19 protein-coding genes are annotated in these 24617 nt (G+C 71.9%); 3 read left to right on the top strand and 16 right to left on the bottom strand.

What is annotated here, in order from left to right; genetic code table 11:
* Positions 1-94: 94 nt before the first annotated feature.
* The 6 genes from serA to IE172_RS16485 form a co-directional block, all read right to left on the bottom strand.
* A complete protein-coding gene (serA, locus tag IE172_RS16510) occupies positions 95-1696 on the bottom strand; it encodes a phosphoglycerate dehydrogenase (RefSeq protein WP_190098006.1) in 1602 nt (533 codons plus the stop codon).
* A gap of 277 nt (positions 1697-1973) precedes the next feature.
* Complete coding sequence (gene ilvC / locus IE172_RS16505) at positions 1974-2972, bottom strand: ketol-acid reductoisomerase (RefSeq protein ID WP_190098005.1); 999 nt, start codon at positions 2970-2972, stop codon at positions 1974-1976.
* A 121-nt stretch (positions 2973-3093) separates the two neighbouring features.
* Positions 3094-3618 (bottom strand): acetolactate synthase small subunit, encoded by a 525-nt coding sequence (ilvN, locus tag IE172_RS16500; protein WP_030216544.1) that lies wholly within the window; start codon positions 3616-3618, stop codon positions 3094-3096.
* Between the two features lie 21 nt (positions 3619-3639).
* On the bottom strand, positions 3640-5490 hold the full coding sequence (locus IE172_RS16495; RefSeq protein WP_190098004.1) for an acetolactate synthase large subunit: 1851 nt from the start codon (positions 5488-5490) through the stop codon (positions 3640-3642).
* A 230-nt stretch (positions 5491-5720) separates the two neighbouring features.
* Positions 5721-8765 carry a putative bifunctional diguanylate cyclase/phosphodiesterase gene (locus IE172_RS16490; RefSeq protein ID WP_190098003.1) on the bottom strand — a complete coding sequence of 1015 codons (3045 nt, stop codon included), beginning with the start codon at positions 8763-8765 and terminating at the stop codon, positions 5721-5723.
* A gap of 412 nt (positions 8766-9177) precedes the next feature.
* Positions 9178-10131: a 2-hydroxyacid dehydrogenase gene (locus IE172_RS16485; protein WP_190098002.1), complete on the bottom strand. Its 954-nt coding sequence runs from the start codon at positions 10129-10131 to the stop codon at positions 9178-9180.
* 75 nt (positions 10132-10206) lie between these two features.
* On the opposite strand from IE172_RS16485, the gene IE172_RS16480 reads away from it, so the two are divergent.
* On the top strand, positions 10207-11205 hold the full coding sequence (locus IE172_RS16480) for an aldo/keto reductase (RefSeq protein ID WP_190098001.1): 999 nt from the start codon (positions 10207-10209) through the stop codon (positions 11203-11205).
* Positions 11206-11336: 131 nt separating this feature from the next.
* Positions 11337-12500 carry a PQQ-dependent sugar dehydrogenase gene (locus tag IE172_RS16475; protein ID WP_229886125.1) on the top strand — a complete coding sequence of 388 codons (1164 nt, stop codon included), beginning with the start codon at positions 11337-11339 and terminating at the stop codon, positions 12498-12500.
* 7 nt (positions 12501-12507) lie between these two features.
* Here IE172_RS16475 and IE172_RS16470 read toward each other — a convergent pair whose 3' ends face one another.
* From IE172_RS16470 to IE172_RS16445, 6 genes are all read right to left on the bottom strand, one after another.
* Positions 12508-12702, bottom strand: a complete 195-nt coding sequence (locus IE172_RS16470; protein ID WP_190098000.1) for a DUF6191 domain-containing protein — start codon at positions 12700-12702, stop codon at positions 12508-12510.
* A gap of 37 nt (positions 12703-12739) precedes the next feature.
* Complete coding sequence (locus tag IE172_RS16465) at positions 12740-15793, bottom strand: helix-turn-helix transcriptional regulator (protein WP_190097999.1); 3054 nt, start codon at positions 15791-15793, stop codon at positions 12740-12742.
* A 140-nt stretch (positions 15794-15933) separates the two neighbouring features.
* Positions 15934-16113 (bottom strand): hypothetical protein, encoded by a 180-nt coding sequence (locus tag IE172_RS16460; protein ID WP_190097998.1) that lies wholly within the window; start codon positions 16111-16113, stop codon positions 15934-15936.
* A 233-nt stretch (positions 16114-16346) separates the two neighbouring features.
* Positions 16347-16940, bottom strand: coding sequence for a hypothetical protein (locus tag IE172_RS16455; protein WP_190097997.1), 594 nt, complete (start codon positions 16938-16940; stop codon positions 16347-16349).
* Positions 16941-16975: 35 nt separating this feature from the next.
* Positions 16976-17548 carry a GNAT family N-acetyltransferase gene (locus tag IE172_RS16450; protein WP_190097996.1) on the bottom strand — a complete coding sequence of 191 codons (573 nt, stop codon included), beginning with the start codon at positions 17546-17548 and terminating at the stop codon, positions 16976-16978.
* A complete protein-coding gene (locus tag IE172_RS16445) occupies positions 17526-19772 on the bottom strand; it encodes an MMPL family transporter (protein ID WP_190097995.1) in 2247 nt (748 codons plus the stop codon). Before IE172_RS16445 ends, IE172_RS16450 begins: the two co-directional genes overlap by 23 nt.
* Before the next feature lie 361 nt (positions 19773-20133).
* On the opposite strand from IE172_RS16445, the gene IE172_RS16440 reads away from it, so the two are divergent.
* Positions 20134-20943: an SAM-dependent methyltransferase gene (locus IE172_RS16440; protein ID WP_190097994.1), complete on the top strand. Its 810-nt coding sequence runs from the start codon at positions 20134-20136 to the stop codon at positions 20941-20943.
* A gap of 78 nt (positions 20944-21021) precedes the next feature.
* Here the strand turns inward: IE172_RS16440 and gatB are convergent, their stop codons facing one another.
* The 4 genes from gatB to gatC are packed head-to-tail and all read right to left on the bottom strand — an operon-like array spanning position 21022 to position 24584.
* On the bottom strand, positions 21022-22533 hold the full coding sequence (gene gatB / locus IE172_RS16435) for an Asp-tRNA(Asn)/Glu-tRNA(Gln) amidotransferase subunit GatB (RefSeq protein WP_190097993.1): 1512 nt from the start codon (positions 22531-22533) through the stop codon (positions 21022-21024).
* 15 nt (positions 22534-22548) lie between these two features.
* Positions 22549-22788 (bottom strand): hypothetical protein, encoded by a 240-nt coding sequence (locus IE172_RS16430; protein WP_190097992.1) that lies wholly within the window; start codon positions 22786-22788, stop codon positions 22549-22551.
* A complete protein-coding gene (gatA, locus tag IE172_RS16425) occupies positions 22785-24281 on the bottom strand; it encodes an Asp-tRNA(Asn)/Glu-tRNA(Gln) amidotransferase subunit GatA (protein WP_190097991.1) in 1497 nt (498 codons plus the stop codon). Before gatA ends, IE172_RS16430 begins: the two co-directional genes overlap by 4 nt.
* Before the next feature lie 6 nt (positions 24282-24287).
* Positions 24288-24584, bottom strand: a complete 297-nt coding sequence (gene gatC, locus IE172_RS16420; RefSeq protein WP_004925108.1) for an Asp-tRNA(Asn)/Glu-tRNA(Gln) amidotransferase subunit GatC — start codon at positions 24582-24584, stop codon at positions 24288-24290.
* Between the last annotated feature and the right edge of the window lie 33 nt (positions 24585-24617).

Raw genomic sequence — 24617 nt, 5'->3', positions numbered from 1 at the left:
GGAAGCGCCGGACGGGCTGCTCGACGCAGCCCGTCCGGCGCTTCCGAGTCCGTTCAGGGCGAACGGGGGCCCGGGGCAGAGCCCCCGGGAACGCTCAGACCAGGTTGACCGACCGGGCGGAGGTCGCCCCGATCTCCGCCGACAGTTCGGTCAGGACCCCGGCGGTCACCGTGTCGTCGACCGTCAGGACGGCGAGCGCCTCGCCGCCGACCGTCGCCCGGGCGACCTGCATGCCGGCGATGTTGATGCCCGCCTCGCCGAGGATGCGGCCCACGGTGCCGACGACACCGGGACGGTCCTCGTAGCGCAGGACGACCATGTGGTCGGCGAGCGCGAGGTCGACGTCGTACTCACCGACCGCGACGATCTTCTGGACGTGCTTGGGACCGGCCAGCGTGCCGGAGACCGAGATCTCCTCGCCGTCGGAGAGGGTGCCGCGCACGGTGACGACGTTGCGGTGGTCGGCCGACTCGGAGCTGGTGGTCAGCCGCACCTCGACACCGCGCTCCTGCGCGAACAGCGGGGCGTTGACGTACGACACCGTCTCGTCGACGACGTCCTCGAAGACACCCTTGAGCGCGGACAGTTCCAGCACCTTCACGTCGTGCTGGGTGATCTCGCCGTACACCTCGACGTCGAGGCGGACAGCGACCTCGCCGGCGAGCGCGGTGAAGATGCGGCCGAGGCGCTCGGCGAGCGGCAGACCCGGCTTGACGTCCTCCGCGATGACCCCGCCCTGCACGTTCACCGCGTCGGGGACCAGCTCACCGGCGAGCGCGAGGCGCACCGAGCGGGCGACGGCGACACCGGCCTTCTCCTGGGCCTCGTCGGTGGAGGCGCCGAGGTGCGGGGTGCAGACGACCTGGTCGAACTCGAACAGCGGAGAGTCGGTGCACGGCTCCTTCGCGTACACGTCGAGGCCGGCGCCGGCGACGCGGCCCTCCTTGAGCGCCGAGTACAGCGCCTCCTCGTCGACGATGCCGCCGCGGGCGGCGTTGATGACGCGCACGCTCGGCTTGACCTTGCGCAGCGCCTCGTCGCCGATCAGACCGAGGGTCTCGGGGGTCTTCGGCAGGTGCACGGTGATGAAGTCGGAGACCTCGAGCAGCTCGTCCAGCGACAGCACCTTGACGCCCATCTGCGCGGCCCGCGCGGGCTGTACGTAGGGGTCGTAGGCGACGACCTTCATGCCGAAGGCGGACATGCGCTGCGCCACGAGGGCACCGATGCGGCCCAGACCCACCACACCGAGGGTCTTCTCGGCGAGTTCGACACCCGTGTACTTGCTGCGCTTCCACTCGCCGTTCTTCAACGCGGCGTTGGCCTGCGGGATGTTGCGCGCGGTGGCGACGATCAGACCGCAGGCCAGCTCGGCGGCGGTCACGATGTTCGAGGTGGGGGCGTTGACGACCATCACGCCGGCCTTGGTGGCGGCGGAGACGTCGACGTTGTCGAGGCCGACACCGGCGCGGGCGACGACCTTCAGCCTGTTCGCCGCGGCGATCGCCTCGGCGTCGACCTTGGTGGCCGAGCGGACCAGGATCGCGTCCACGTCGGCGATGGCCGGGAGCAGTTCGGCGCGGTCCGCGCCGTTGCAGTGGCGGATCTCGAAGTCCGGTCCGAGTGCGTCGACGGTGGCGGGCGACAGCTCCTCAGCAATGAGTACCGTCGCTTTACGACTGGGGTACGAGCTCACGTGAGTCCTCACAAGTCCAATGCGGACGGCCGTCCCGACGGCCGCAGGCGGTGAAGAAGTGCTAGCCGCGTGGAAGACGCACGACGCTGTGGGCCTGACGCGTTTGTTGTACAGCAGTCTAGTGGCGTGCGGCAGATCGTCCTGCGCCCCTGCGGAATGATCACCCGGAAGTGGCCGCACGGGCCGGCCGACCTGGATCGGCCCTCTCCCGCGGGATCCGGGGCGAAGCCCCGCGACGGTGCCCGGCAGACGCCGGCACCGTCGCGGGGCGCGGGGCTCACGCCTCTTCGTCGACCCAGCTCATGAGCTTGCGCAGCTCCTTGCCGGTGGTTTCCAGCAGGTGCTCGGAGTCCTGCTTCTTGTACTCGTTGTACTTCTTCAGACCGCCGTGGTACTCGTCCATCCACTGCCGCGCGAAGGTGCCGTCCTGGATCTCGGCGAGGACCTTCTTCATCTCGGCCTTGGTGGCGTCGGTGATGATCCGCGGGCCGGTGACGTAGTCGCCCCACTCGGCGGTCTCGGAGATCGACCAGCGCATCTTCTCCAGGCCGCCCTCGTACATGAGGTCCACGATCAGCTTCAGCTCGTGCAGGCACTCGAAGTAGGCGATCTCCGGCTGGTAGCCGGCCTCGGTCAGGGTCTCGAAGCCCGCCTTGACCAGCGCCGCGGTGCCACCGCACAGGACGGCCTGCTCACCGAACAGGTCGGTCTCGGTCTCCTCGGTGAAGGTGGTCTTGATGACGCCGGCGCGGGTGCCGCCGATGCCCTTGGCGTACGACAGGGCCAGCGCGAAGCCGTTGCCCGTGGCGTCCTGCTCGACGGCCGCGATGCAGGGGACGCCGCGACCCTCCTCGTACTGACGGCGCACCAGGTGGCCCGGGCCCTTGGGGGCGACCATGCAGACGTCCACGCCGGCCGGGGGCTTGATGAAGCCGTAGCGGATGTTCAGGCCGTGACCGAAGAACAGGGCGTCGCCGTCCTTCAGGTTGTCCTTGATGTGCTCCTCGTAGACCTGGGCCTGGATCGGGTCCGGGACGAGGATCATGATGACGTCGGCCTCGGCGGCGGCCTCGGACGGGGTCACCACGCGCAGGCCCTGCTCCTCGGCCTTGGCCTTGGACTTGGAGCCCTCGTGCAGACCGACGCGCACGTCGACGCCGGAGTCGCGCAGCGACAGGGCGTGGGCGTGGCCCTGGCTGCCGTAACCGATGACCGCGACCTTGCGGCCCTGGATGATGGACAGGTCGGCGTCGGCGTCGTAGAACAGCTCGGCCACTTTGGGTTCTCTCCTTGAGTGCAGGTGTTGCGTCCCACCGTATGACGGCGGGGGGAGGGGAAGTTTCGGAGTCTCGGAATACGGGCGGCCGGTGTCGCGGCCGGCCACCCGTTCCGCCGTCCTAGGCCGACCGGTCCAGGGCGCGCAGCGACCGGTCCGTGATCGAACGGGCGCCGCGTCCGATGGCGATCGTGCCGGACTGGACGAGTTCCTTGATGCCGAACGGCTCCAGCATCTTGAGCATGGCGGACAGCTTGTCGCTGCTGCCGGTGGCCTCGATGGTCACGGCCTCGGGGGAGACGTCCACGGTCTTGGCCCGGAACAGCTGCACGATCTCGACGATCTGGGAGCGCGTCTCGTTGTCGGCGCGCACCTTCACCAGGACGAGTTCGCGCTGGACGGCCTGGCCGGGCTCCAGCTCGACGATCTTCAGCACGTTGACGAGCTTGTTGAGCTGCTTGGTCACCTGCTCCAGCGGGAACTCCTCCACGCTCACCACGATGGTGATGCGGGAGATGTCCGGGTGCTCGGTGACGCCCACGGCGAGGGAGTCGATGTTGAAGCCGCGGCGGGAGAACAGGGCGGCGATCCGGGCCAGGATGCCGGGCGTGTTCTCCACCAGGACGGAGAGCGTGTGCTTGGACATGATGTGCTTCCTTTACGGCTCTCAGTCGTCTTCGTTGTCGCCGAAGTCGGGGCGGACGTCGCGGGCGGCCATGATCTCGTCGTTGGAGGTGCCGGCGGCGACCATCGGCCACACCATCGCGTCCTCGTGGACGATGAAGTCCACGACGACCGGACGGTCGTTGATGGAGTTGGCCTCCTCGATGACCTTGTCGAGGTCGGCGGGGTCCTCGCAGCGGATCGCGTAGCAGCCCATGGCCTCGGACAGCTTCACGAAGTCGGGCACCCGGGTGCCCGCGCTCTTCTCGCCGGCGTCCGCGCCGGGGCCGGAGTGCAGCACCGTGTTGGAGTACCGCTGGTTGTAGAAGAGGGTCTGCCACTGGCGGACCATCCCGAGGGCGCCGTTGTTGATGATGGCGACCTTGATCGGGATGTTGTTCAGGGCGCAGGTGGTGAGTTCCTGGTTGGTCATCTGGAAGCAGCCGTCGCCGTCGATCGCCCAGACGGCACGGTCGGGCGCGCCGGCCTTGGCGCCCATCGCGGCCGGGACCGCGTAGCCCATGGTTCCGGCGCCACCGGAGTTCAGCCAGGTGGCGGGCTTGTCGTACTGGATGAAGTGGGCGGCCCACATCTGGTGCTGGCCGACACCGGCCGCGAAGACCGTGCCCTCCGGCGCCAACTGCCCGATGCGCTCGATGACCTGCTGCGGGGAGAGCGAGCCGTCCCCGGGCTGGTCGTAGCCGAGGGGGTAGGTCTCGCGCCAGCGGTTGAGGTCCTTCCACCAGGCACTGTAGTCGCCGCGGTTGCCCTCGGCGTGCTCCCGCTGGACGGCCTGGATGAGGTCGGCGAGGACCTCGCGGGCGTCACCGACGATCGGCACGTCGGCGGCGCGGTTCTTGCCGATCTCCGCCGGGTCGATGTCGGCGTGGACGATCTTGGCGTACGGGGCGAAGCTGTCCAGCTTGCCGGTGACGCGGTCGTCGAAGCGGGCTCCGAGGGCGACGATCAGGTCGGCCTTCTGCAGCGCGGTGACGGCGGTGACCGAACCGTGCATGCCCGGCATTCCCACGTGCAGCTCGTGGCTGTCGGGGAACGCGCCGAGTCCCATCAGGGTGGTGGTGACGGGAGCTCCGGTGAGTTCTGCGAGGACCTTCAGCTCGGCGGTGGCGCGGGCCTTGATGACGCCGCCGCCGACGTAGAGGACCGGCCGTCTGGCGGCGGTGATGAGCTTGGCGGCCTCGCGGATCTGCTTGGCGTGCGGCTTGGTGACGGGCCGGTAGCCGGGCAGGTCCATGGTGGGCGGCCAGGAGAAGGTGGTCTTCGCCTGGAGGGCGTCCTTGGCGATGTCGACCAGCACCGGGCCGGGGCGGCCGGTGGAGGCGATGTGGAACGCCTGCGCGATCACCCGCGGGATGTCCTCGGCCTTGGTGACCAGGAAGTTGTGCTTGGTGATCGGCATGGTGATGCCGACGATGTCCGCCTCCTGGAAGGCGTCCGTGCCGATCGCCTTGGAGGCGACCTGGCCGGTGATCGCGACCATCGGCACGGAGTCCATGTGCGCGTCGGCGATCGGGGTGACCAGGTTGGTGGCGCCGGGGCCCGAGGTCGCCATGCAGACGCCCACCCTGCCGGTGGCCTGCGCGTAGCCGGTGGCCGCGTGGCCGGCGCCCTGCTCGTGCCGGACCAGGACGTGACGCACCCGGGTGGAGTCCATCAGCGGGTCGTACGCGGGAAGGATCGCACCGCCCGGAATGCCGAATACCGTGTCGGCGCCGACCTCCTCGAGAGAGCGAATGAGGGACTGCGCACCCGTGACGTGCTCGACGGGGGCGGACTGTCCTCCGGATCGGGGCCGGGGCTGCGGATGATGGGCCCCGGTGGCCTGCTCGGTCATCGGCTTCTCTTCTCGATGCTGAGGGTTTGTGCGAAGTTCGTGCGGGTTACGCCTGCTGCTCGGCGGGTGCCTGTGCAACAAAAAACCCCTCGTGCCATAAGGCAAGCGAGGGGAAGCGCGCCGGGTGGTGGTCGCTGAGCGATCGGTGCTCAGCGTCGGCCGACGCGCTGTCCAAGTACGAGAATTCGGGTGCGCATGGCTCTGACCCTCCCCCCGGCGCGCACTCACTGTCAAGTGGGTGGGACGGGAGTCTCATTATGTGAGCGCAGGGCCGGACCGCTCTTGATCACGGCGGTCACTCCCGCGGCGTACACCCCCGGCCCGCCGCCGGCGAGGACGGGCTCGGCGGGCGCGCGCGGTACCGGACAGTGCCCGGCGGTCAGCGCCCTGCGCAGCCGGTACTCGTCCAGCGGTCCGGAGAAGGCGACGCCCTGTCCGTGCGTGCAGCCCATGGCGCGCAGGGCGGCCGCCTGCTCGGGCTGGTCGACCCCCACGGCCACGGAGTGCATGCCGAGGTCGGCGGCGATCCGCACCAGTCCGCTGGTGATCTTGTGCAGCCGCGCGGACTCGACCACCCCGTCGATCAGGGCGCGGTCGAGTTTGAGCACGTCGACGGGGAGCCTTCTGAGGGCGGTGATCGCCGCGGGCCCCCCGCCGAAGCCGTCGAGCGCGATCCGGACGCCGAGCCGCTTGAGCACGGTCAGCCGGCGCTCCAGTTCGTCCAGCGGCACCCGGGGGTCGGTGTCGGCCAGATCGACGATCAGGGAGCCGGACGGCAGCCCGTGCCGGGTGAGCAGGGCCTCGATGGAGCTGAGCGGCAGCGACCGGTCCAGCAGCCGGCGGGCGCTGAGCCGGACGGCCACGGGTACGGGCAGCCCCGTCGCGTGCCGTTCGGCGGCCTGCTCGACGGCCTCCTCCAGCACCCACCGGCCGAGCTCGGCGGTTTTCTCACTGTCCTCGGCGACCCGCAGGAACTCCGCGGGGGTGAAGAGCACCCCCTGGGAGGAGCGCCACCGCGCCTGCGCGCAGACCGAGGTGATCCGGCCGTCGGCGAGGCACACCACCGGCTGGTGCAGCAGGGCGAACTCGCCGTGGCGCAGGGCCGCGCGCAGCCGGGTCGCCAGCTCGGCCCTGCGGACGACGTCCTGCTGCATGTGCGGCCCGTACAGCACCACCCGGCCCTTGCCGGCCGCCTTCGCCCGGTACATGGCGAGGTCGGCGTTGCGCAGCAACTCGCCCGCGCCGATGCCCGGTTCGGCGAAGGCCACACCGATGGAGGCGTCGACCCGGACATCGTTGCCGTCGATGAGGTAGGGCTGGGACAGCGCCACTCTGAGCCGGTCGGCGAGCTCCACCATGTGCCGCTCCCGGGCGTCCCGGTCGCGGACGCCGTCCCCGGCGATCAGGGCGGCGAACTCGTCACCGCCCAGCCGGGAGGCGGTGTCGCCCTTGCGGACCGCGTCCTGGAGTCTGCGCGCGGCCTGGACGAGCAGTTCGTCCCCGGCCTGGTGCCCGATGGTGTCGTTGACGCCCTTGAAGCCGTCGAGGTCGATGAAGAGCACGGCCGTGCCGCGCACGGCGGCCCCTCGGTCGGAGGCGCGGCGGCCGGACAGCGCCTGCTGGACGCGCCGGGTGAACAGCGCGCGGTTGGGCAGGTCGGTGAGCGGGTCGTGCTCCGCGTTGTGCTGGAGCTGGGCCTGGAGGCGGACCCTCTCGGTCACGTCGCGGCTGTTGAAGATGAGGCCGCCGTGGTGCCGGTTGACGGTCGACTCGACATTCAGCCAGCCTTCCCCGCTCCCGCCTTCGCCCGGGCGGGAGGACCCCCAGGAGCGGGAGGCGCCCCCGCCGCCGGAGCGGAAGCGGCACTCGATGCGGGTCGTGGGCTCCTCGACCGGGTCCGCGGCGAGGAAGCGGCGCACCTCGTGCACGACGCGGCCGAGGTCCTCCGGGTGGATGAGACCGGCCAGTTCGGTCCCCACCAGCTCCTCCGCCGGGCGGCCGTACACGCCGGCGGCCGCCGGGGAGACGTAGCGGAGGATGCCGCTGGGCGCGGCGATCATGATGACGTCGCTGGAGCCCTGCACCAGGGAGCGGAAGTGGTTCTCCGCCTGCGCCAGTTCCTGGGTGAGGGTGATGTTGTCGAGCAGCATGATGCCCTGGCGCACCACCAGCGCCAGCACCACGGTGCCCCCGGTGATCAGCACGACACGGTCGACGCTGCGGCCGTTGAGGACGTTGTAGAGGATCCCCAGGGTGCACACGGCCGCGGCGAGGTACGGCGTGAGCGCGGCGAGGGAACCGGCGGTGGGCCGGGAGAGCGGATGCCGGCCGGGCTCGCCGCCGGGCGCGGCCGGGTGGGGGTCCGGGCCGCCGCGCCGTCCCGGAAGGTGTTCACGGACCACGCGAGTGTGCCCCTCACGCTCGGGCCGGCCGCCGCGCGGCGCGGTCCAGGGGGCGTACGCCAGGAGCAGCGAGCCGGCGAACCAGCCCGCGTCGAGCAGCTGCCCGGAGCGGTAACCGGCGTGCAGCAGCGGCGAGGTGAACAGGGCGTCGCACATGACGGTCAGCGCGAGGGCGCCGATCGCGGTGTTGACGGCGGACCGGTTCACCGCCGAGCGCCGGAAGTGCAGGGCGAGCACCATGCTGACCAGGGCGATGTCGAGCAGCGGGTAGGCCAGCGACAGCGCGGTGTGCGCGACGCCCGGCCCCTCGGCCTGGGCGGCCTGGGCGAGGGCGAGACTCCACGCGAGGGTGAGCAGGGAGCCGCCGATCAGCCAGGCGTCCAGGGCGAGACAGACCCATCCGGCCTTGGTCACGGGCCGTTTGGCGAGCACCAGCAGTCCCACGATGGCGGGCGGCGCGAAGCACAGGAAGAACAGGTCGGCGTAGCTGGGACTGGGCACGGGGACGCCCAGCACGACCTCGTACCACCCCCAGACCAGGTTGCCCAGGGAGGCCATGGCCGAGGAGAGGCCGAACAGCAGCCAGGCGGGCCGGAACCGGGTGCGGGGGCTGCGGGCGTAGACGAAGCAGGAGACGGCCGCGGCACCGGCGGCGGCACTCAGCCCGAAGTCGCCCATGATCAGTGCGAGCCGCTCCGAGCCCCAGCCGAACGCGGCACCGACGGCGTAGGCCGCGCAGACGAGGGCCAGGACCAGTTGCGCGACCGGGCCGGGCCGGCGGACGGCGGACGGCGCACCGGACGGTGCCGCCCCCGCGGGGGGCGGCGGGCGCAGCGCCCCGTCGAGTGTCGGGGTGGGGGTGGGCGCGCTCACCGGGTGCTCCCGGTCCGCGCCGCTCCCGGATCCCTCGGCCCCCGGTGCGCCCGCGGGGTGTGGCCCCCGCGGACGCCGTGCCGGGGGCGTGGCGGACCGGGGCTGTCGGTCCGGTCGTCGGGCCGGGTGTGATGGCCGCCGTGATGACCGCGGCCGCGCGCGTCCGCGCGCCAGTGTCGCAGTCGACGGCTCCGCCGCGTCGGATCGCTCGTCCACAGGCCGTGCATCGTCCGTCGCCCCCCTCGCAGTCTCCGTGTCCGTCCCCCGCGCCGTAGGTCAGCGGCGCAGCCCCTTTCGGGACGATACACCAGTATCGTCACTCAGGGACATAGCTTCTCTACGCTCTGTAACGATCAACAGATATATGAGTACCCACCGCGCCCGGGAAAACGCGGACGGTACCCGAAGCGGACTACCTGCCTTCCGCTCCCGTCACCAGGACCACGTTCCCGGGCTCCTCGTGGTTCACGTATCGGCGCAATTGATCCCGCAGCAGCCGTTCGGCGCGCGGCCGGAAGGCGGACGTCGGTCCGCCGACGTGCGGGGTGACGAGCACACCCGGAGCACGCCACAAGGGGTGATCCGAAGGGAGCGGTTCCGGATCCGTGACGTCGAGGGCCGCGGTGATGCGTCCGCTCTCCAGCTCGGTCAGCAGCGCCTTGGTGTCGACCACGCCGCCGCGGGCCACGTTCACGAGCAGGGCGCCGTCCTTCATCCGGGCCAGGAAACCGGCGTCGACGAGGTGCCGGGTGGTCTCCGTCAGCGGGGTGGAGAGGACGACGACGTCCGCCTCCGGCAGCAGGGAGGGCAGTTCGGTGAGCGGGTGCACCGGCCCGCGCTCCGTGGTGCGGGCGGAGCGCGCGACGCGCGCCACCCGCGCGAGTTCGAACGGAACGAGCCGGTCCTCGATGGCCGCGCCGATCGATCCGTACCCCACGATGAGCACGTTCCTGTCGGCGAGCGCGGGCCGGAAGCCGCCCTGCCAGTTCCCCTCGTCCTGGGCCCGCACGAAGCCGGGGATGCCGCGCAGGGAGGCGAGGATCAGCGCGAGGGCGAGCTCCGCGGTGCTGGCCTCGTGCACCCCGCGCGCGTTGCACAGCCGCACCCCCGGGGGCAGGCTCTTCAGTCCCGGCTCGACGTGGTCGGTGCCGGCCGACAGGGTCTGCACGACGCGCACGGAACGCATCAGCGGCAGCGGCCGCACGCCCACCCCGGCGGGCTTCATGTACGGCACGACGTAGAAGCCGCAGTCGGCCGGATCGGCGGGGAACTCCTCGGCTCCGTCCCAGAAGCGGTAGCGCGGGCCCTCGGGGAGTCCGTCGATCTCGTCCGGCGGGATCGGGAGCCATACGTCAGCAGCAGTCATGGTCGGGAGGCTAGTTCAGGAGCCGTTCACGGCAGAGGTTAGGTTGGGGGGCCGGAGAGGGAGGGTCACGAGCAGGTGGAGCGCAGGACTATCGGCGCGGCGGCGCTCGCGGTGGGGGCGGTAGGACTCGGGTGCATGCCGATGAGCTGGGCGTACAGCTCGTCCCGGCAGCGCGGCGAGGAGTCGCTCAGGGCGGTGCACCGGGCGCTGGACGCGGGCTCCACCCTCCTCGACACCGCCGACATGTACGGCCCGTTCACCAACGAGCTGCTGCTGGGGCGGGTGTTGAAGGAGCGGCGCCGCGACGCCTTCGTGTCGACGAAGGTCGGACTGTTGGTGGGCGACCAGCACATCGTGGCCAACGGCCGCCCCGGGTACGTGAGAAGGGCCTGCGACGCGTCGCTGCGCCGGCTGCAGACCGATGTCATCGACCTCTACCAGTTGCACCGCGCCGACCCGGAGGTCCCGGTCGAGGAGACCTGGGGCGCGATGGCCGAGCTGGTCCGGGCGGGCAAGGTCAGGGCGCTCGGGCTGTGCGCGGTCGGGGCGCGGTCGTCCCGGCGGGCCGGGGCGCGGCTGCACGACGCGACGGTCCGGCAGCTGGAGCGGGTCCAGCAGGTCTTCCCGGTGAGCGCGGTGGAGGCGGAACTGTCCGTGTGGTCGCCGGAGGCGCTGGAGACGCTGCTGCCGTGGTGCCGCTCGCGCGGGGTCGGCTTCCTCGCCGCGATGCCGCTGGGCAACGGCTTCCTGACCGGGACGCTGACGCCGGGCGTGGGCTTCGAGGCGGACGACCTGCGCGCCCGGCACCCCCGCTTCACGGCCGAGATGATGGCCGCGAACCAGCCGATCGTGGTCGGCCTGCGCCGAATCGCCCGCCGCCACGGCGCGCACGTCACCCCGGCGCAGGTGGCCCTGGCGTGGGTGCTGAGCCGGGGCGACCAGGTCGTCCCGGTCCCGGGCACCAAGCGGGAACGGTGGGTCACCGAGAACGCCGCGGCGGCGGAGCTGCGCCTCACGGAGCAGGACCTCACGGAGATCGCGCGGCTGCCCGCGGCGCTGGGATCGTGGGACTGACCGGGTCCGACGGCCCCCGCGGGCGGGGCGGACGGCGTGCGGTCGCGCGGTTGGGGACCGGACGATCGGGAACCTGGGAGGCGCGAGCGGTGTATGACAGGTAGAACCCGCCGCGTCGAAGGGACACCATCGTGCGACATCGAGCCGTGTCGGCCGTGCTGGCCGCCGCCGCACTCCTGCTGACAGCCGGCTGCTCCTCCGACGACGGAGCGGCAGCGGGGGGAGACGGCAGCGCCTCCCCGAGTGACACGACGGCGCGCTCGTCGGCCCCGGAGCGGTCCGGGGAGGAGACCCCACCCGCCAAGGGGTCGGTGAAGGTGCTCCGCACGGTCGCGACGGGCCTGAAGAGCCCCTGGGGTCTGGCACCCCTCCCGGGCGGCGGCCTCCTGGTGTCCTCCCGGGACGAGGCGACGATCACCCGGATCGACGGCAGGACCGGGCGGAAGACCGAGCTGGGCGAGGTGCAGGGGGTGTCGCCGTCCGGCGAGGGAGGACTGCTGGGCATCGCCCTCTCCCCCGGGTACGCCTCGGACCGCATGATCTACGCCTACTTCACCTCTGCCTCCGACAACCGCGTCGTCCGCCTGATACACGACGAGAAGAAGCCGGCCGGAGAGCAACTGGGCGCACCGGACACGGTGTTCCGGGGCATCCCCAAGGGCGGTGTGCACAACGGCGGGCGGATCGCCTTCGGCCCGGACAAGATGCTGTACGTGGGCACGGGCGAGAGCGGCGACACGGGCCTGTCCCAGGACAAGAAGTCGCTCGGCGGCAAGATCCTTCGGCTGACCCCGGACGGTGAGCCCGCCCCGGGCAACCCGTTCCCCGACTCCGCGGTGTACAGCTACGGGCACCGCAATGTGCAGGGTCTGGCCTGGGACGGCAAGCAGCGCCTGTTCGCCTCGGAGTTCGGCCAGAACACCTGGGACGAGCTGAACGCGATCAAGCCGGGCGACAACTACGGCTGGCCGGAGGCGGAGGGCGAGTCCGGCGACGGTGAGTTCCACGACCCGGTCGAACAGTGGCGCCCGGAGGACGCCTCCCCCAGCGGCATCGCCTACGCCGAGGGCTCGGTCTGGATGGCGGGCCTGCGTGGCGAGCGCCTGTGGCGCATACCCCTGAAGGGCACGGAGGCCTCGGCGGATCCGCAGTCCTTCCTGAAGGGCGAGTACGGCCGGCTGCGCACGGTGGTCGCGGCGGGCGACGACAAGCTGTGGCTGGTCACCAGCAACACCGACGGCAGGGTCGAGCCGAGGGACGGCGACGACCGCATCCTGGAGCTCCAGGTGAGCTAGCGGGCGTTCACGCCCTCTCCCGTTCCGCTTCCTCCTCCGGCGACACCGGCGACCGGACGGTGACCTTTCCGGACGCGAGGTCTATCGGTCCCCGGCCGGGGTCGGTGTCGCCGGCGTCCTCCCGGGTCAGCTCCAGGCGGTTCTGCTCGTCACGGGTGTGCTTGCGGCCCGGCGCGAAGAGGTCCTCGAAGGCGTTGAACATCGCTCCCCTTCCCGGGGCCGTGTGCGTCGTACGGCCATCATCCCGCCGCCAGGCGTTCCCCGGACTCCGCCGGGAACAGGCCGAGCCGGTGGGCCACCGCCGCCGCCTCGCCCCGGCCGGAGACGCCCATCTTGGCGAGGATGTTGGAGACATGGACGCTGGCCGTCTTCGGGGAGATGAACAGTTCCTCGGCGATGCGGCGGTTGGTGTGGCCGGCCGCCACCAGGCGCAGGACGTCGCGTTCCCTGCTGGTGAGGCCGAGCGCCTCCACCGGATCGGCGGGGCCCCGGTCGCCGCCGCGGACGGCGGGCACCAGTGCCAGACGCGCGCGTTGCGCCAGCAGGGTGGCGGAGCGGGCCAGCGGTGCGGCGCCGAGGTGGTCCGCGACGGCGTCGACCAGCCGCAGCAGTTCCGTGGCGCGGGCGCGTTCGTCGTCGCCCGCGCCGGAGGAGAGCAGCGCCTCCGCGAGCCGGTAGCGCACGCGTGCGAGGTCGTAGGGCCGCCCCAGCGGCTCCACCGCCTCGACGGCAGCGGACCACTCGTCCGGCACGAACCGTCCCTCGGCGCGCAGCAGCTCGGCGCGCAGCCACACGTTGTAGGCGTGCCACACCGGCACGCCGGTCGTCAGGGACTTGGCGGCCCGGCGGATCCGCTGAAGGATCTCCGGCCTGCCGGGCTCGGCCGCCGCCTCCCCGTGGGCGTCCGCCTCCACGGTCGTGGCGGCGAGCAGCAGCGGCCAGCCGTAGCGCTGGGTGCCGGGCGGGAGTCCGGTGCCGAGGGCGTCGAGCAGTTCGGCGCGGGCGTCCTGGAGGCGTCCTTCGGCGGCGGCGACACCGAGGGCGACCCACTTCATGGGGAGGGCGTACTGCGGCATCGGGTCGTGGGTGCCGAAGAAGGTGCGGGCGTCGGCGAGACGGCGGGCCGCCTCCGCAAGGTCTCCCCGGTCGTACGCGAGGCACGCCAGGCGCATCGAGCCGCCGGCACGCGGCTTGGCGCTCTGCTCCAGACGCTGGGCGTTGGCCGCGGCCCGCGCCGCCTCGTCCCAGCGGCCGAGGGAGTGCAGGCACTCGGCGAGGTTGCCCCACACCCAGCCCTCGGAGTCCAGCAGCCCGAGTCTGCGGGTGACGTGGACACCTTCCTGGAGGAGGCGCGCGGCCTCCTCGGAGCGGCCGACGCCCTCGAGGACGGACGGGAGGTTCACATGGGCGCGGGCCACCACCATGTCCACGCCCAGTTCGGTCGCCCGGTCCTTGACCTCGTACATCTCGGCGAGCCCGGTCTCGATGTCACCGGCGTCGACCATCAGACCGCCGAGGGTGAGCCGGGCGTTGAGTTCGATGTCCTGCGCGCCGACCATGCGCGCGTACTCGACGGCGCTCTCGGCCGCGGCCATGGCCTCCGGTCCGGGTCGGTGCAGCATCGACCAGCTGGCCGCGGAGGCGAGGACCTCGGCGTGCACCTCGGAGGGCGGCAGTCCGCGCACCAGGTCCTGCGCGGTGGCGAGTTCGGCCCAGCCGTCGCCGCGGGCGAGGGCCTGGGTGAGGCGGGAGCGCTGCTCCCAGAACCAGGCGGCGCGCAGCGGGTCGGGGTCCTCGTCGAGGAGGCGCAGCGCCCTCTTGGTGATCTTCAGGGCGCGTTCGCGTTCGCCGCAGCGGCGGCCGGCGACGGCGGCCTCGGCCATCAGGTCGAGGTAGCGCAGCGGCGTGGTCCGCGGGTCACAGCCGCACGGAGGGTAGACCTCGGCGTAGTCGACGGGGCGCAAGGTGGCCCGGACGGCGTCGGGGACCGCGTCCCACAGCTCCATGGCCCTTTCCAGCAGGCGCAGTTGTTCGGAGTAGGCGTGGCGCCTGCGGGCCTCGACGGAGGCGTCGAGGACGGTGGGCAGGGCCTTGGCGGCGTCGTGGGCGTGGTACCAGTAGGTGGCCAGGCGGGTCACCCGCTCGTCGGCGGGGACGAGGGTGGGGTCGGCCTCCAGGGCTTCGGCGTAACGGCGGTTGAGCCGGGAGCGTTCGCCGGGCAGCAGGTCGTCGCTGACGGCCTCGCGGACCAGGGAGTGGCGGAAGCGGTAGCCGTCGCGCTCGGGCGCCGGGGAGAGGATGCCGGCGTGGACGCCGGCCCGCAGGGCCTCGATGAGGTCGTCCTCGGTGAGCCGGGCGACGGCGGCCAGCAGGCGGTCCTCGACGGTGGAGCCGCCCTCGGCGACGATCCGGGCGACCGACTGGGCGCTCTCCGGCAGGCTTTCGACGCGGACCAGGAGCAGGTCGCGCAGGGAGTCGGTGAGGCCGGCGCAGCAGCCCTCGTCGGCGGCGACGGCGAGTTCCTCGACGAAGAAGGCGTTGCCGTCGGAGCGGCCGAAGATGTCGTCGACGAGTTGGGGGTCGGGTTGGCGGTCGATGATGCCGGCGATCTGCCGGTGGACCTCGTCGCGGTTGAAGCGGCCGAGTTCGACGCGCCGCACCGTGCGGAGCCGGTCGAGTTCGGCGAGGAGGGGCCGCAGGGGATGGCGGCGGTGGATGTCGTCGGAGCGGTAGGTGGCGAGGACGACGAGCCGGCCGGTGCGCAGGGTGCGGAGCAGATAGGTGAGCAGGTGGCGGGTGGAGGCGTCGGCCCAGTGCAGGTCCTCCAGGGCGAGGACGACGGTGTGGTCGGCGGCGACGCGTTCCAGCAGGCGGGCGGTGAGTTCGAAGAGGCGGGCCACGCCCTGTTCGTCGCGCCGGGGCTCGCGGGCGGCGGGGCCGAGTTCGGGCAGCAGCCGGGCGAGTTCGTCCTCCTGTCCGCTGGAGGCGGCGGCGAGTTGCCCGGGCAGTTCGCGGCGCAGGTGGCGCAGCGCGGTGGAGAAGGGGGCGAAGGGCAGTCCGTCGGCGCCGATCTCGACGCAGCCGCCGAGCGCGACGATCGCGCCCCGGCGGCGGGCGGCGGCGGCGAACTCCTCGAGGAGGCGGGTCTTGCCGACGCCGGCCTCGCCGCCGACCAGCAACGCCTGCGGTTCACCGGCGTCGGCGCGGGCGAGCGCGTCGTTCAGCGTGTCGAACTCGCTGACGCGGCCTACGAACACGGGGCTGACGGACTTGGTCTCCACGCCATCGAGCATCGCACGCGCCTCCGGCCGCGGAGCACTGTTTTTCATCCCCGGGAGGCCACGCCCCCACTCCCCGGAGGCGGCGCCCCCACCGCCGCCTCCGGGGGGTGGGGGGACGGCGGCCGGCCCCCGGGCGGCCGCCGTCCGCGGATTCAGGCGGTTCGGGTGACACGGCGTCGGCGGTGGATATGGCTCTCCGCCTCGGCGGTGCGTGCGGCGGTTTCACGGCGGGCGGCGCGGCGGAGGCGGGTCGCCTCCAGGGCCAGGCGTTCGTGCTCGGCGCGGCGGACGAGCTCGTCGTGGCGGAGGTGGTGGAGTGCGTACTCGGTCATGGTGTGGCCCCTGTCGGATCCGGTGTCGGTATCGCTGTTCCGCGATGCCTCCACCTTCGTGCGTGAGGCGGGCCGGCCACATCGGAAAGGTTCCGTATCTTCGGCCACGCTCGGGGCCTTAGGAGCCGTCGGGCAGGACCGCCGGGGTTCTTAGGGCCCCTTAGGTCCTCCGGTCCCCGGCACGCGAGAAGGGGCCCCCGGCCGCCCGGAGACCCCTCGTGACCCGGTCCGGCTCAGCCGGTGGCGGGCAGCCCCAGCAGGACGCCGGTGTACTTGAGGACCGCCAGCAGCAGTCCGATGACGCCGAGCACGACACCCGCCCAGGCGACCGACTTGATCCAGGGCGCCTGGGCGGCCCGGGCGGGCGTCCCGAAGGCGGGCCTGGCGAGTACGGCCGCGCCGACGATCAGCGCGGTCAGCGCGAAGAGGCCGCTCCACACCGCGCTGGTGTTCCAGGCGTCGCCGTACATCTCCTTGACCTGCGTGGCGACGCCGGCGTCCGTCGCCACCTCCAGCTGACCCACGAGGGTCTCGCGCGCGGCGGCGACGGTGCCCAGCCAGCTGCCGGTGAGCGAGACGAGGCCCAGTGCCGCCGAGACGACGGCGGCGGCCCCCTGCCCGACACCGGACGGGTTCTCGCCCGCCCCGGGGACGGCCTTCCCGGCCTCCGCCTCCGAATCCGCCTCCGATTCCGCTTCGGCCTCCGATTCCGCTTCCGTGACGTCGTCGGCCCCGGTGGCGTCCACGGCCCTCTCGTCGCGTTCGGTCTCGGCGCCGGTTCCGGTTCCGGTTCCGGTTTCGGTTTCGTCCTCAGTCCTGGTACCCATGCTCCGCACCGTACGGACGTTCTCTGAGAGTCCGCTTAATGACCGTCGTGCGGGTGACCGCGGCGTGCGCGCCACTCCGGGGCCAGGACCGACCACACCTCCAGGTCGTGGCGGACCCCGTGGTGGAGGTGGGCCTCGCGGCGCACACCGTCACGGGTCATCCCGAGCCGGCGGGCCACGGCGACGCTCGGCGTGTTGCCGGCGGCCGCGACCCATTCGACCCGGTGGATCCCGCGCTGCTCGACCGCCCAGTCGATGAGCACCCGCATCGCACGGGTGACCAGTCCGCGTCCGGTGGCCGCGGGCTCCAGCCAGCAGCCGACCTCGCAGCTGCCGTTCGCGGCGTCGAAGTTCAGGGTGAGGACGCCGCCCACGAGCGTGCCGTCCAGCCACAGCCCGTGCAGGGAGGCCGTGTCGGCGGCCCGCCAGTCGGCGTACCGCTGGAGCGCCTCCCGCGCGCCGGCCACGTCCGTGGCCCTGGAGCCGAAGGGGACGTACCGGTTGATGAAGTCCCGGCCCCGGTCCAGGTGGGCGAGGAACTCCTCCGCGTGCCAGGGCTCCAGCGGACGCAGTTCGGCTCCGTCGTCACCCAGTCGTATCGCGTACATCCCGCTGTCGCTCCTCCTCGGCCAGCACGCACGCCACCTCGGCGTCCGTGGCGGCGGCCAGCCTCTCATGGGTGGCACGGGCCTCGGGCGGCTCGATGCTGATCCGTGGCAGGACGCGGTCCAGCCGGCGCGGCAGCCACCAGTTGGCGCCGCCGAGGAGGTGCATGAGCGCGGGGACGAGCAGTGTGCGCAGGACGAAGGCGTCGAGGGCGACGGCCACGGCCAGCGCGATGCCGAACATGGCGATCACGCGGTCGCCGGTGAGGACGAAGGCGAGGAAGACCGAGATCATGATCACCGCGGCGGAGTTGATCACCCGGCTGGTCTCGGCGAGACCGACGCGGACGGCGCGCCGGTTGTCGCCGGTCTCCAGCCATTCCTCCTGCATCCGGCTCACCAGGAAGACCTGGTAGTCCATGGAGAGCCCGAAGAGGACGGAGACCATGATCACCGGCAGGAAGGGTTCTATCGGCCCTCCCGCGCCGAGGCCCAGCACTTCGCTGCCCCAGCCCCACTGGAAGATCGCGACGATGACGCCGAAGGTGGCGGCGACGGCGGCCACGTTCATCGCGGCGGCCTTGATCGGGATGGCGAGTGAGCGGAAGCCCACCAGGAGCAGCAGACAGCCCAGGCCGATGACGACACCGACGAAGAGCGGCAGCTTGGAGACGATGACGTCGGCGAAGTCGTCGTAGCCGGCCGTCACGCCGCCGACGTGCAGGTCGAGCGAGGTGCCCGACTCCGCCGGGGGCAGCACGTCGGAGCGCAGCCGGTCGACGAGGTCGCTGGTCTGCTCGGACTGGGGGGAGGTGTCCGGTACGACGGTGAGGTAGGCGGTGTCGCCGCCCAGGCCGTAGGTCGCCGGTGACACGGACGCGACCCCGTCGGTGGCGCGCAGGGTGGTGCCGAGGTTGTCGAGGGCGAGCCGGTCCCCGGCGTCGTCGATCTCGGTGACGAGGGTGAGGGGGCCGTTCACCCCGGGGCCGAAGCCGTCGGCGAGGAGGTCGTAGGCCTGGCGGGTGGTGGACGACTTGGGGTCGTTGCCCTGGTCGGAGGTGCCCAGGTGCAGGGAGAGGGTGGGCAGCGCGAGGACGGCCATGACCACGACGGCGACCGCGCCGAGCAGCTTCGGGTGGCGCTCCACGAACGCCGACCAGCGGGCGGCGAACCCGGTCGGCACCTCCGGCTCGGGCCCGTGCTCGGCCAGTCGGCGCCGTTCCCGGCGGCTGAGCGCGCGCATGCCGATGAACGACAGCAGGGCGGGCAGCAGGGTGACGGAGGCGGCGACGGTGAGCACCACGGTGAGCGCGGCGGCTATGGCGACGCCGTTGAGGAAGTTCAGCCGCAGGATGAGCATGCCCAGCAGGGCTATGCAGACGGTCGCGCCCGCGAAGACGACGGCCCGTCCGGTGGTGGCCACGGCGTTCTCGGCGGCCTCGGTGACGGTGAGGCCGCGCTTCAGTCCGCGCCGGTGCCGGGTGACGATGAACAGGGCGTAGTCGATGCCCACGCCGAGTCCGATCAGCATGCCGAGCATCGGCGCGAAGTCGGCGACGGTCATCACGTGACCGAGCAGCACGATCCCGGCGTAGGCGGTGCCCACGCTGACCAGGGCGGTGGCGATGGGCAGCAGCGCCGCGGCGGGCGAGCCGAAGGCGAGGAGGAGGACGACGGCGGCGACGAGCACGCCGACGATCTCGGCGGTGTGCCCGCCGGTGGCCTCGCTGAGTTCGACGGTGCCGCCGCTCAGTTCGACCTGCAGCCCGTCGGCCTCGGCGGCCTTGGCCGTCTCGACCACGGCGGCGGCCTCGCCCGCGTCGATGTCCTTGGCCTGGTCGTCGAAGGTGACCGTGGCGTAGGCGGTGCGGCCGTCCTGGCTGACGCGTCCGGCGCCCTCGTCGTCGTAGGGGCCGCTCACGGCGGCCACTCCGGGCAGCCGCTCGATGCGGTCCAGGGTGCGGGTCATGGTCTGCTCGACGCCGGTGTCCCGGACACTGCCGGACGATGTGTGCCAGACCACGTTGTCGCTGTCGCCGCCGAGGCCGGGGAAGCCCTCCTGCAGCAGTTCGGCGGCCCGCCCGGACTCGGTGCCCGGCACCTTGTAGTCGTTGGAGTAGGCGGAACCGGAGGCGAAGGCCCCCGCGGCGACCCCGCCGAGGGCGAGGAGCCACAGCAGGACGGGGATCAGACGGCGTTGGACACACCAGCGTGCGAGGGCTGCCACGAATGTGCTCCCGGGGTGACTCGGTGTGGATCTTTGGCCGGGAACAGTCGTGCGATGACGGAACAGCCCGCAAAGAACGCATGAGCAATGCACTGCCACTGTCGCAGGAGAAAATGATCCTTTGTCGCTTTCGTGTACTAACTCACATTTCCGGAACCCTCTCGTCCGCTCATGGCGCGGGCGGGTCGTGCGCCGGGCCGGAAAAACCCGGATGCGGGTGCCGCCCGCCGCCTGCTAGCGTCCGTCGGTCCGACGTTCCGCGGCAGCCCGCCGCCGGCCGAAGCAGGTGCTTTGATGCTTGTCCGTCCCCTCTCCGACGCGACCTGTTCCCTCTTCACGGCCTCAAGGAGCCCGTTCACCGATGTCGGACATCACCACGAACCACCCCACCCCTCCCGACGACCTCGCTAGCCGCCTCGCCCTCCCCCGGTATCCCCGCAGCGCCGCGTACGACGCCCGCTGGACCGTCGACAACGCGATGGGCCCGCACGCGCTGTGGCTGCTGGAGTGGCTCGCCCCGGCCCTCGGCCTCGACACCCTGCCCCCCGGCGCCCGCGTGCTCGACCTGGGCTGCGGACGCGCCATGACGTCGGTCTTCCTCGCCAAGGAGTACGGCCTCCAGGTCACCGCGGCCGATCTGTGGATCCGGCCGGAGGAGAACCAGCGCCGGATCGCCGAGGCGGGCGTCGCCGACCGGGTGCTGCCGGTGCTCGCCGAGGCGCACGACCTGCCCTTCGGCGAGGAGAGCTTCGACGCGATCGTCTCGATCGACGCCTACCAGTACTTCGGCACCGACGATCTCTACCTGCCGACGCTGACCCGGCTGCTGAAGCCCGGCGGACGGATCGGGGTGGTCGTCCCGGCGATCCACGAGGAGATCGCGGGCAGCGAACCCCCGGAGCACCTGGCGTCCTTCTGGGAGCCCGCGTTCTGGTGCTTCCACTCCCCCGCCTGGTGGAGCCGCCACTGGACCCGCAGCGGGGCCGTGGAGGTCGAGACGGCCGACTGGCTGCGGGACGGCTGGCAGGAGTGGCTGCTGTGGTGCGACGCCGTGGCCGAGACGAGCACGGAGGAGTTCCCTGCGCGGATGAGCCGGGAGAACGCGGCCCTGCTGCGCGCGGACCGGGGCCGCACCCTGGGCTTCGCCCGCGTGGTGGGCCGCCGTATCTGACCGCGCACCGTCACTGATCCCATGACAGAGGGGGACGCACCCGGCGGGTGCGTCCCCCTCTTCCGTGCTGCCGGGACCTCAGCCCTCGACGCCCAACTGCTGAAGGATCAGCTCCTTCACGCGGGCCGCGTCGGCCTGCCCGCGCGTGGCCTTCATGACGGCGCCGACCAGCGCGCCGACCGCGGCGACCTTGCCGCCGCGGATCTTGTCCGCGATGGCCGGGTTGCCGGCGATGGCCTCCTCGACGGCCGTGGTGAGCGCGCCCTCGTCGGACACGACCTTCAGACCGCGCTTGTCGACGACCTCGTCCGGCGTGCCCTCACCCGCGAGGACGCCCTCGATGACCTGGCGGGCCAGCTTGTCGTTGAGGTCGCCGGCGTTCACCAGCTCGGTGACCCGGGCGACCTGCGCCGGGGTGATCGCGAGCCCGTCGAGCGCCGTGCCGGACTCGTTGGCGGCGCGGGCCAGCTCGCCCATCCACCACTTGCGGGCGGAGGCGGCGTCGGCACCGGCGTCGATCGTGGCGACGATGGAGTCCAGCGCGCCGGCGTTGAGGATCGCCTGCATGTCGGTGCCGGAGATGCCCCACTCCTCGCGGAGCCGGCTGCGGCGCACCAGCGGCAGCTCGGGCAGCTCCGCCCGCAGCTTCTCGACCCACTCGCGCGAGGGCGCCACGGGAACCAGGTCGGGCTCGGGGAAGTACCGGTAGTCCTCGGCCTCCTCCTTCACCCGGCCCGAGGTCGTGGACCCCGTGTCCTCGTGGAAGTGCCGGGTCTCCTGGATGATCGTCCCGCCGTCGTTCAGCACGGCGGCGTGCCGCTGGATCTCGAAGCGGGCGGCACGCTCCACCGACCGGAGCGAGTTGACGTTCTTCGTCTCCGAGCGGGTGCCGAACTTCTCCCGGCCGTGCGGGCGCAGCGACAGGTTCACGTCGCAGCGCATCTGGCCCATCTCCATCCGGGCCTCGGACACGCCGAGCGCCCGGATGAGCTCGCGCAGCTCACGGACGTACGCCCGCGCGACCTCGGGGGCACGCTCGCCGGCACCGGTGATCGGCTTGGTGACGATCTCGATGAGCGGGATGCCCGCGCGGTTGTAGTCGAGCAGCGAGTGGGACGCGCCGTGGATGCGCCCGGTGGCGCCGCCCACGTGCGTGGACTTCCCGGTGTCCTCCTCCATGTGGGCGCGCTCGATCTCCACACGGAAGGTCTCGCCGTCCTCCAGCTGCACGTCGAGGTAGCCGTCGAAGGCGATCGGCTCGTCGTACTGGGAGGTCTGGAAGTTCTTCGGCATGTCCGGATAGAAGTAGTTCTTCCGGGCGAAGCGGCACCATTCGGCGATCTCGCAGTTGAGCGCGAGACCGATCTTGATCGCGGACTCGACGCCGATCGCGTTGACGACCGGGAGGGCGCCGGGCAGGCCGAGGCAGACGGGACACGTCTGCGCGTTGGCGTCGGCGCCCAGCTCGGTCGAGCACCCGCAGAACATCTTGGTCTTGGTGCCGAGTTCGACATGGACCTCGAGGCCCATGACGGGGTCGTACGACGCGAGAGCGTCCTCGTACGACACCAGGTCGGTCGTGGTGGTCACGGTGAAACTTCCCTCTCAGCCCAGCAGGACGTCGTCGTCGCCCAGCCGCTTCAGCTCGCGGTAGAGGATGGCGAGGCCGGTGACGATGGCGGCGGCGGACACGGTGGCGTCGATGAGGACCAGGGTGTCCTTCTCGGCGCGGGCCGTCTTCAGCCGCTTCGCCACACCGAGCGCGCCGAACGCCGTTGCGGCCATGGACAGGTACGTGCCGGACTTGGACTTCTTGAAGCCCTTGGCCTTGGTCAGTGCACTCACAGCGACGGAGCCTCCTCGAGCAGCGGGTGGCCCCACTTTTCCACGAAGGCGGCCTCGACGGCGGCACCCACCTTGTAGAGGCGGTCGTCCTTCATGACCGGGGCGATGATCTGGAGTCCGACCGGCAGGTTGTCCTCCGGCGCGAGGCCGCAGGGCAGCGACATGGCGGCGTTGCCGGCCAGGTTGGTCGGGATGGTGCACAGGTCGGCGAGGTACATCGCCATCGGGTCGTCGGCGCGCTCGCCGATCGCGAAGGCGGTGGTGGGGGTCGTCGGGGAGACGATCACGTCGACCTGCTCGAACGCCTTGTCGAAGTCCTGCTTGATCAGCGTACGGACCTTCTGGGCGCTGCCGTAGTACGCGTCGTAGTAGCCGGAGCTGAGCGCGTAGGTGCCGAGCATGATGCGGCGCTTGACCTCGTCGCCGAAGCCGGCCTCGCGGGTCAGCGAGGTGACCTCCTCCGCGGAGTGCGAGCCGTCGTCGCCGGTCCGCAGGCCGTAGCGCAGGCCGTCGAAGCGGGCGAGGTTGGAGGAGCACTCGGAGGGCGCGATCAGGTAGTAGGCCGACAGCGCGAGGTCGAAGGACGGGCAGTCCAGCTCGACGATCTCGGCGCCGAGGCCCTTCAGCAGCTCGACGGACTCGTCGAACCGCTGGATGACCCCGGCCTGGTAGCCCTCGCCGCGGAACTGCTTGACGACGCCGACGCGCATGCCCTCGACGCTGCCGTTGCGGGCGGCCTCGACGACCGCGGGGACCGGCTCGTCGATGGAGGTGGAGTCCATCGGGTCGTGTCCGGCGATCACCTCGTGCAGCAGGGCCGCGTCCAGGACCGTACGGGCACAGGGGCCGCCCTGGTCGAGGGAGCTGGAGAAGGCGACCATGCCGTACCGGGAGACGGCGCCGTACGTCGGCTTCACGCCGACGGTGCCGGTGACGGCGGCGGGCTGGCGGATGGAGCCGCCGGTGTCCGTGCCGATGGCGAGCGGCGCCTGGAAGGAGGCGAGCGCGGCGGACGAACCGCCGCCGGAGCCTCCCGGGATCCTGGTGAGGTCCCACGGGTTGCCGGTCGGCCCGTACGCGCTGTTCTCGGTGCTGGACCCCATGGCGAACTCGTCCATGTTGGTCTTGCCGAGGATGACCACGTCGGCGGCCTTGAGCCGCTTGGTGAGCGTCGCGTCGTAGGGCGGGATCCAGCCTTCGAGGATCTTGGAACCGACGGTGGTCGGGATGCCCTCGGTGGTGAAGATGTCCTTCAGCGCGAGGGGGACGCCGGCCAGCGGGCCGAGCTTCTCGCCGCGCTCCCGCTTCCCGTCGACGGCCCGTGCCTGCGCCAGGGCGCCCTCACGGTCGACGTGCAGGAAGGCGTGCACCTTCTCGTCGACGGCCTCGATGCGGGCCAGGTGCGCCTCGGTGACCTCGACGGCGGTGAGCTCGCCGGAGGCGATCTTCGCGGCGGTCTCGGCGGCGGTGAGCCTGATGATGTGATCGCTCATGGCGAATTACTCCTCCCCCAGGATCTGCGGCACCTTGAAACGCTGCTGCTCCTGGGCCGGGGCGCCGGAGAGCGCCTGCTCGGGGGTGAGCGAGGGACGGACCTCGTCCGGCCGCATGACGTTCGTCAGCGGGAGCGGGTGCGAGGTCGGCGGTACGTCTTGGTCGGCGACCTCGCTGACGCGGGCGACCGCGCCGATGATGTCGTCGAGCTGGCCTGCGAAGTGGTCGAGCTCTTCGGGCTTCAGCTCCAGACGCGCCAGCCGGGCGAGGTGGGCGACCTCCTCGCGCGTGATGCCAGGCATGCAGCGATCCTCTGGGGTGAGTGTGTGTGGTTT

The sequence above is a fragment of the Streptomyces griseoflavus genome, assembly GCF_014649995.1.
Lineage (GTDB): Bacteria > Actinomycetota > Actinomycetes > Streptomycetales > Streptomycetaceae > Streptomyces > Streptomyces griseoflavus.
Note: the sequence above shows the minus strand (reverse complement) of the source record. Positions and strands in the feature narration are given on the sequence as shown.

What these genes read in the sequence shown, in the direction of transcription:
- ilvN (WP_030216544.1), bottom strand. Translation starts at nt 3,618, where the DNA reads ATGTCCAAGCACACGCTCTCCGTCCTGGTGGAGAACACGCCCGGCATC.
- IE172_RS16495 (WP_190098004.1), bottom strand. Translation starts at nt 5,490, where the DNA reads ATGACCGAGCAGGCCACCGGGGCCCATCATCCGCAGCCCCGGCCCCGA.
- IE172_RS16485 (WP_190098002.1), bottom strand. Translation starts at nt 10,131, where the DNA reads ATGACTGCTGCTGACGTATGGCTCCCGATCCCGCCGGACGAGATCGAC.
- IE172_RS16470 (WP_190098000.1), bottom strand. Translation starts at nt 12,702, where the DNA reads ATGTTCAACGCCTTCGAGGACCTCTTCGCGCCGGGCCGCAAGCACACC.
- IE172_RS16465 (WP_190097999.1), bottom strand. Translation starts at nt 15,793, where the DNA reads ATGCTCGATGGCGTGGAGACCAAGTCCGTCAGCCCCGTGTTCGTAGGC.
- IE172_RS16460 (WP_190097998.1), bottom strand. Translation starts at nt 16,113, where the DNA reads ATGACCGAGTACGCACTCCACCACCTCCGCCACGACGAGCTCGTCCGC.
- IE172_RS16455 (WP_190097997.1), bottom strand. Translation starts at nt 16,940, where the DNA reads ATGGGTACCAGGACTGAGGACGAAACCGAAACCGGAACCGGAACCGGA.
- IE172_RS16450 (WP_190097996.1), bottom strand. Translation starts at nt 17,548, where the DNA reads ATGTACGCGATACGACTGGGTGACGACGGAGCCGAACTGCGTCCGCTG.
- IE172_RS16440 (WP_190097994.1), top strand. Translation starts at nt 20,134, where the DNA reads ATGTCGGACATCACCACGAACCACCCCACCCCTCCCGACGACCTCGCT.
- gatA (WP_190097991.1), bottom strand. Translation starts at nt 24,281, where the DNA reads ATGAGCGATCACATCATCAGGCTCACCGCCGCCGAGACCGCCGCGAAG.
- gatC (WP_004925108.1), bottom strand. Translation starts at nt 24,584, where the DNA reads ATGCCTGGCATCACGCGCGAGGAGGTCGCCCACCTCGCCCGGCTGGCG.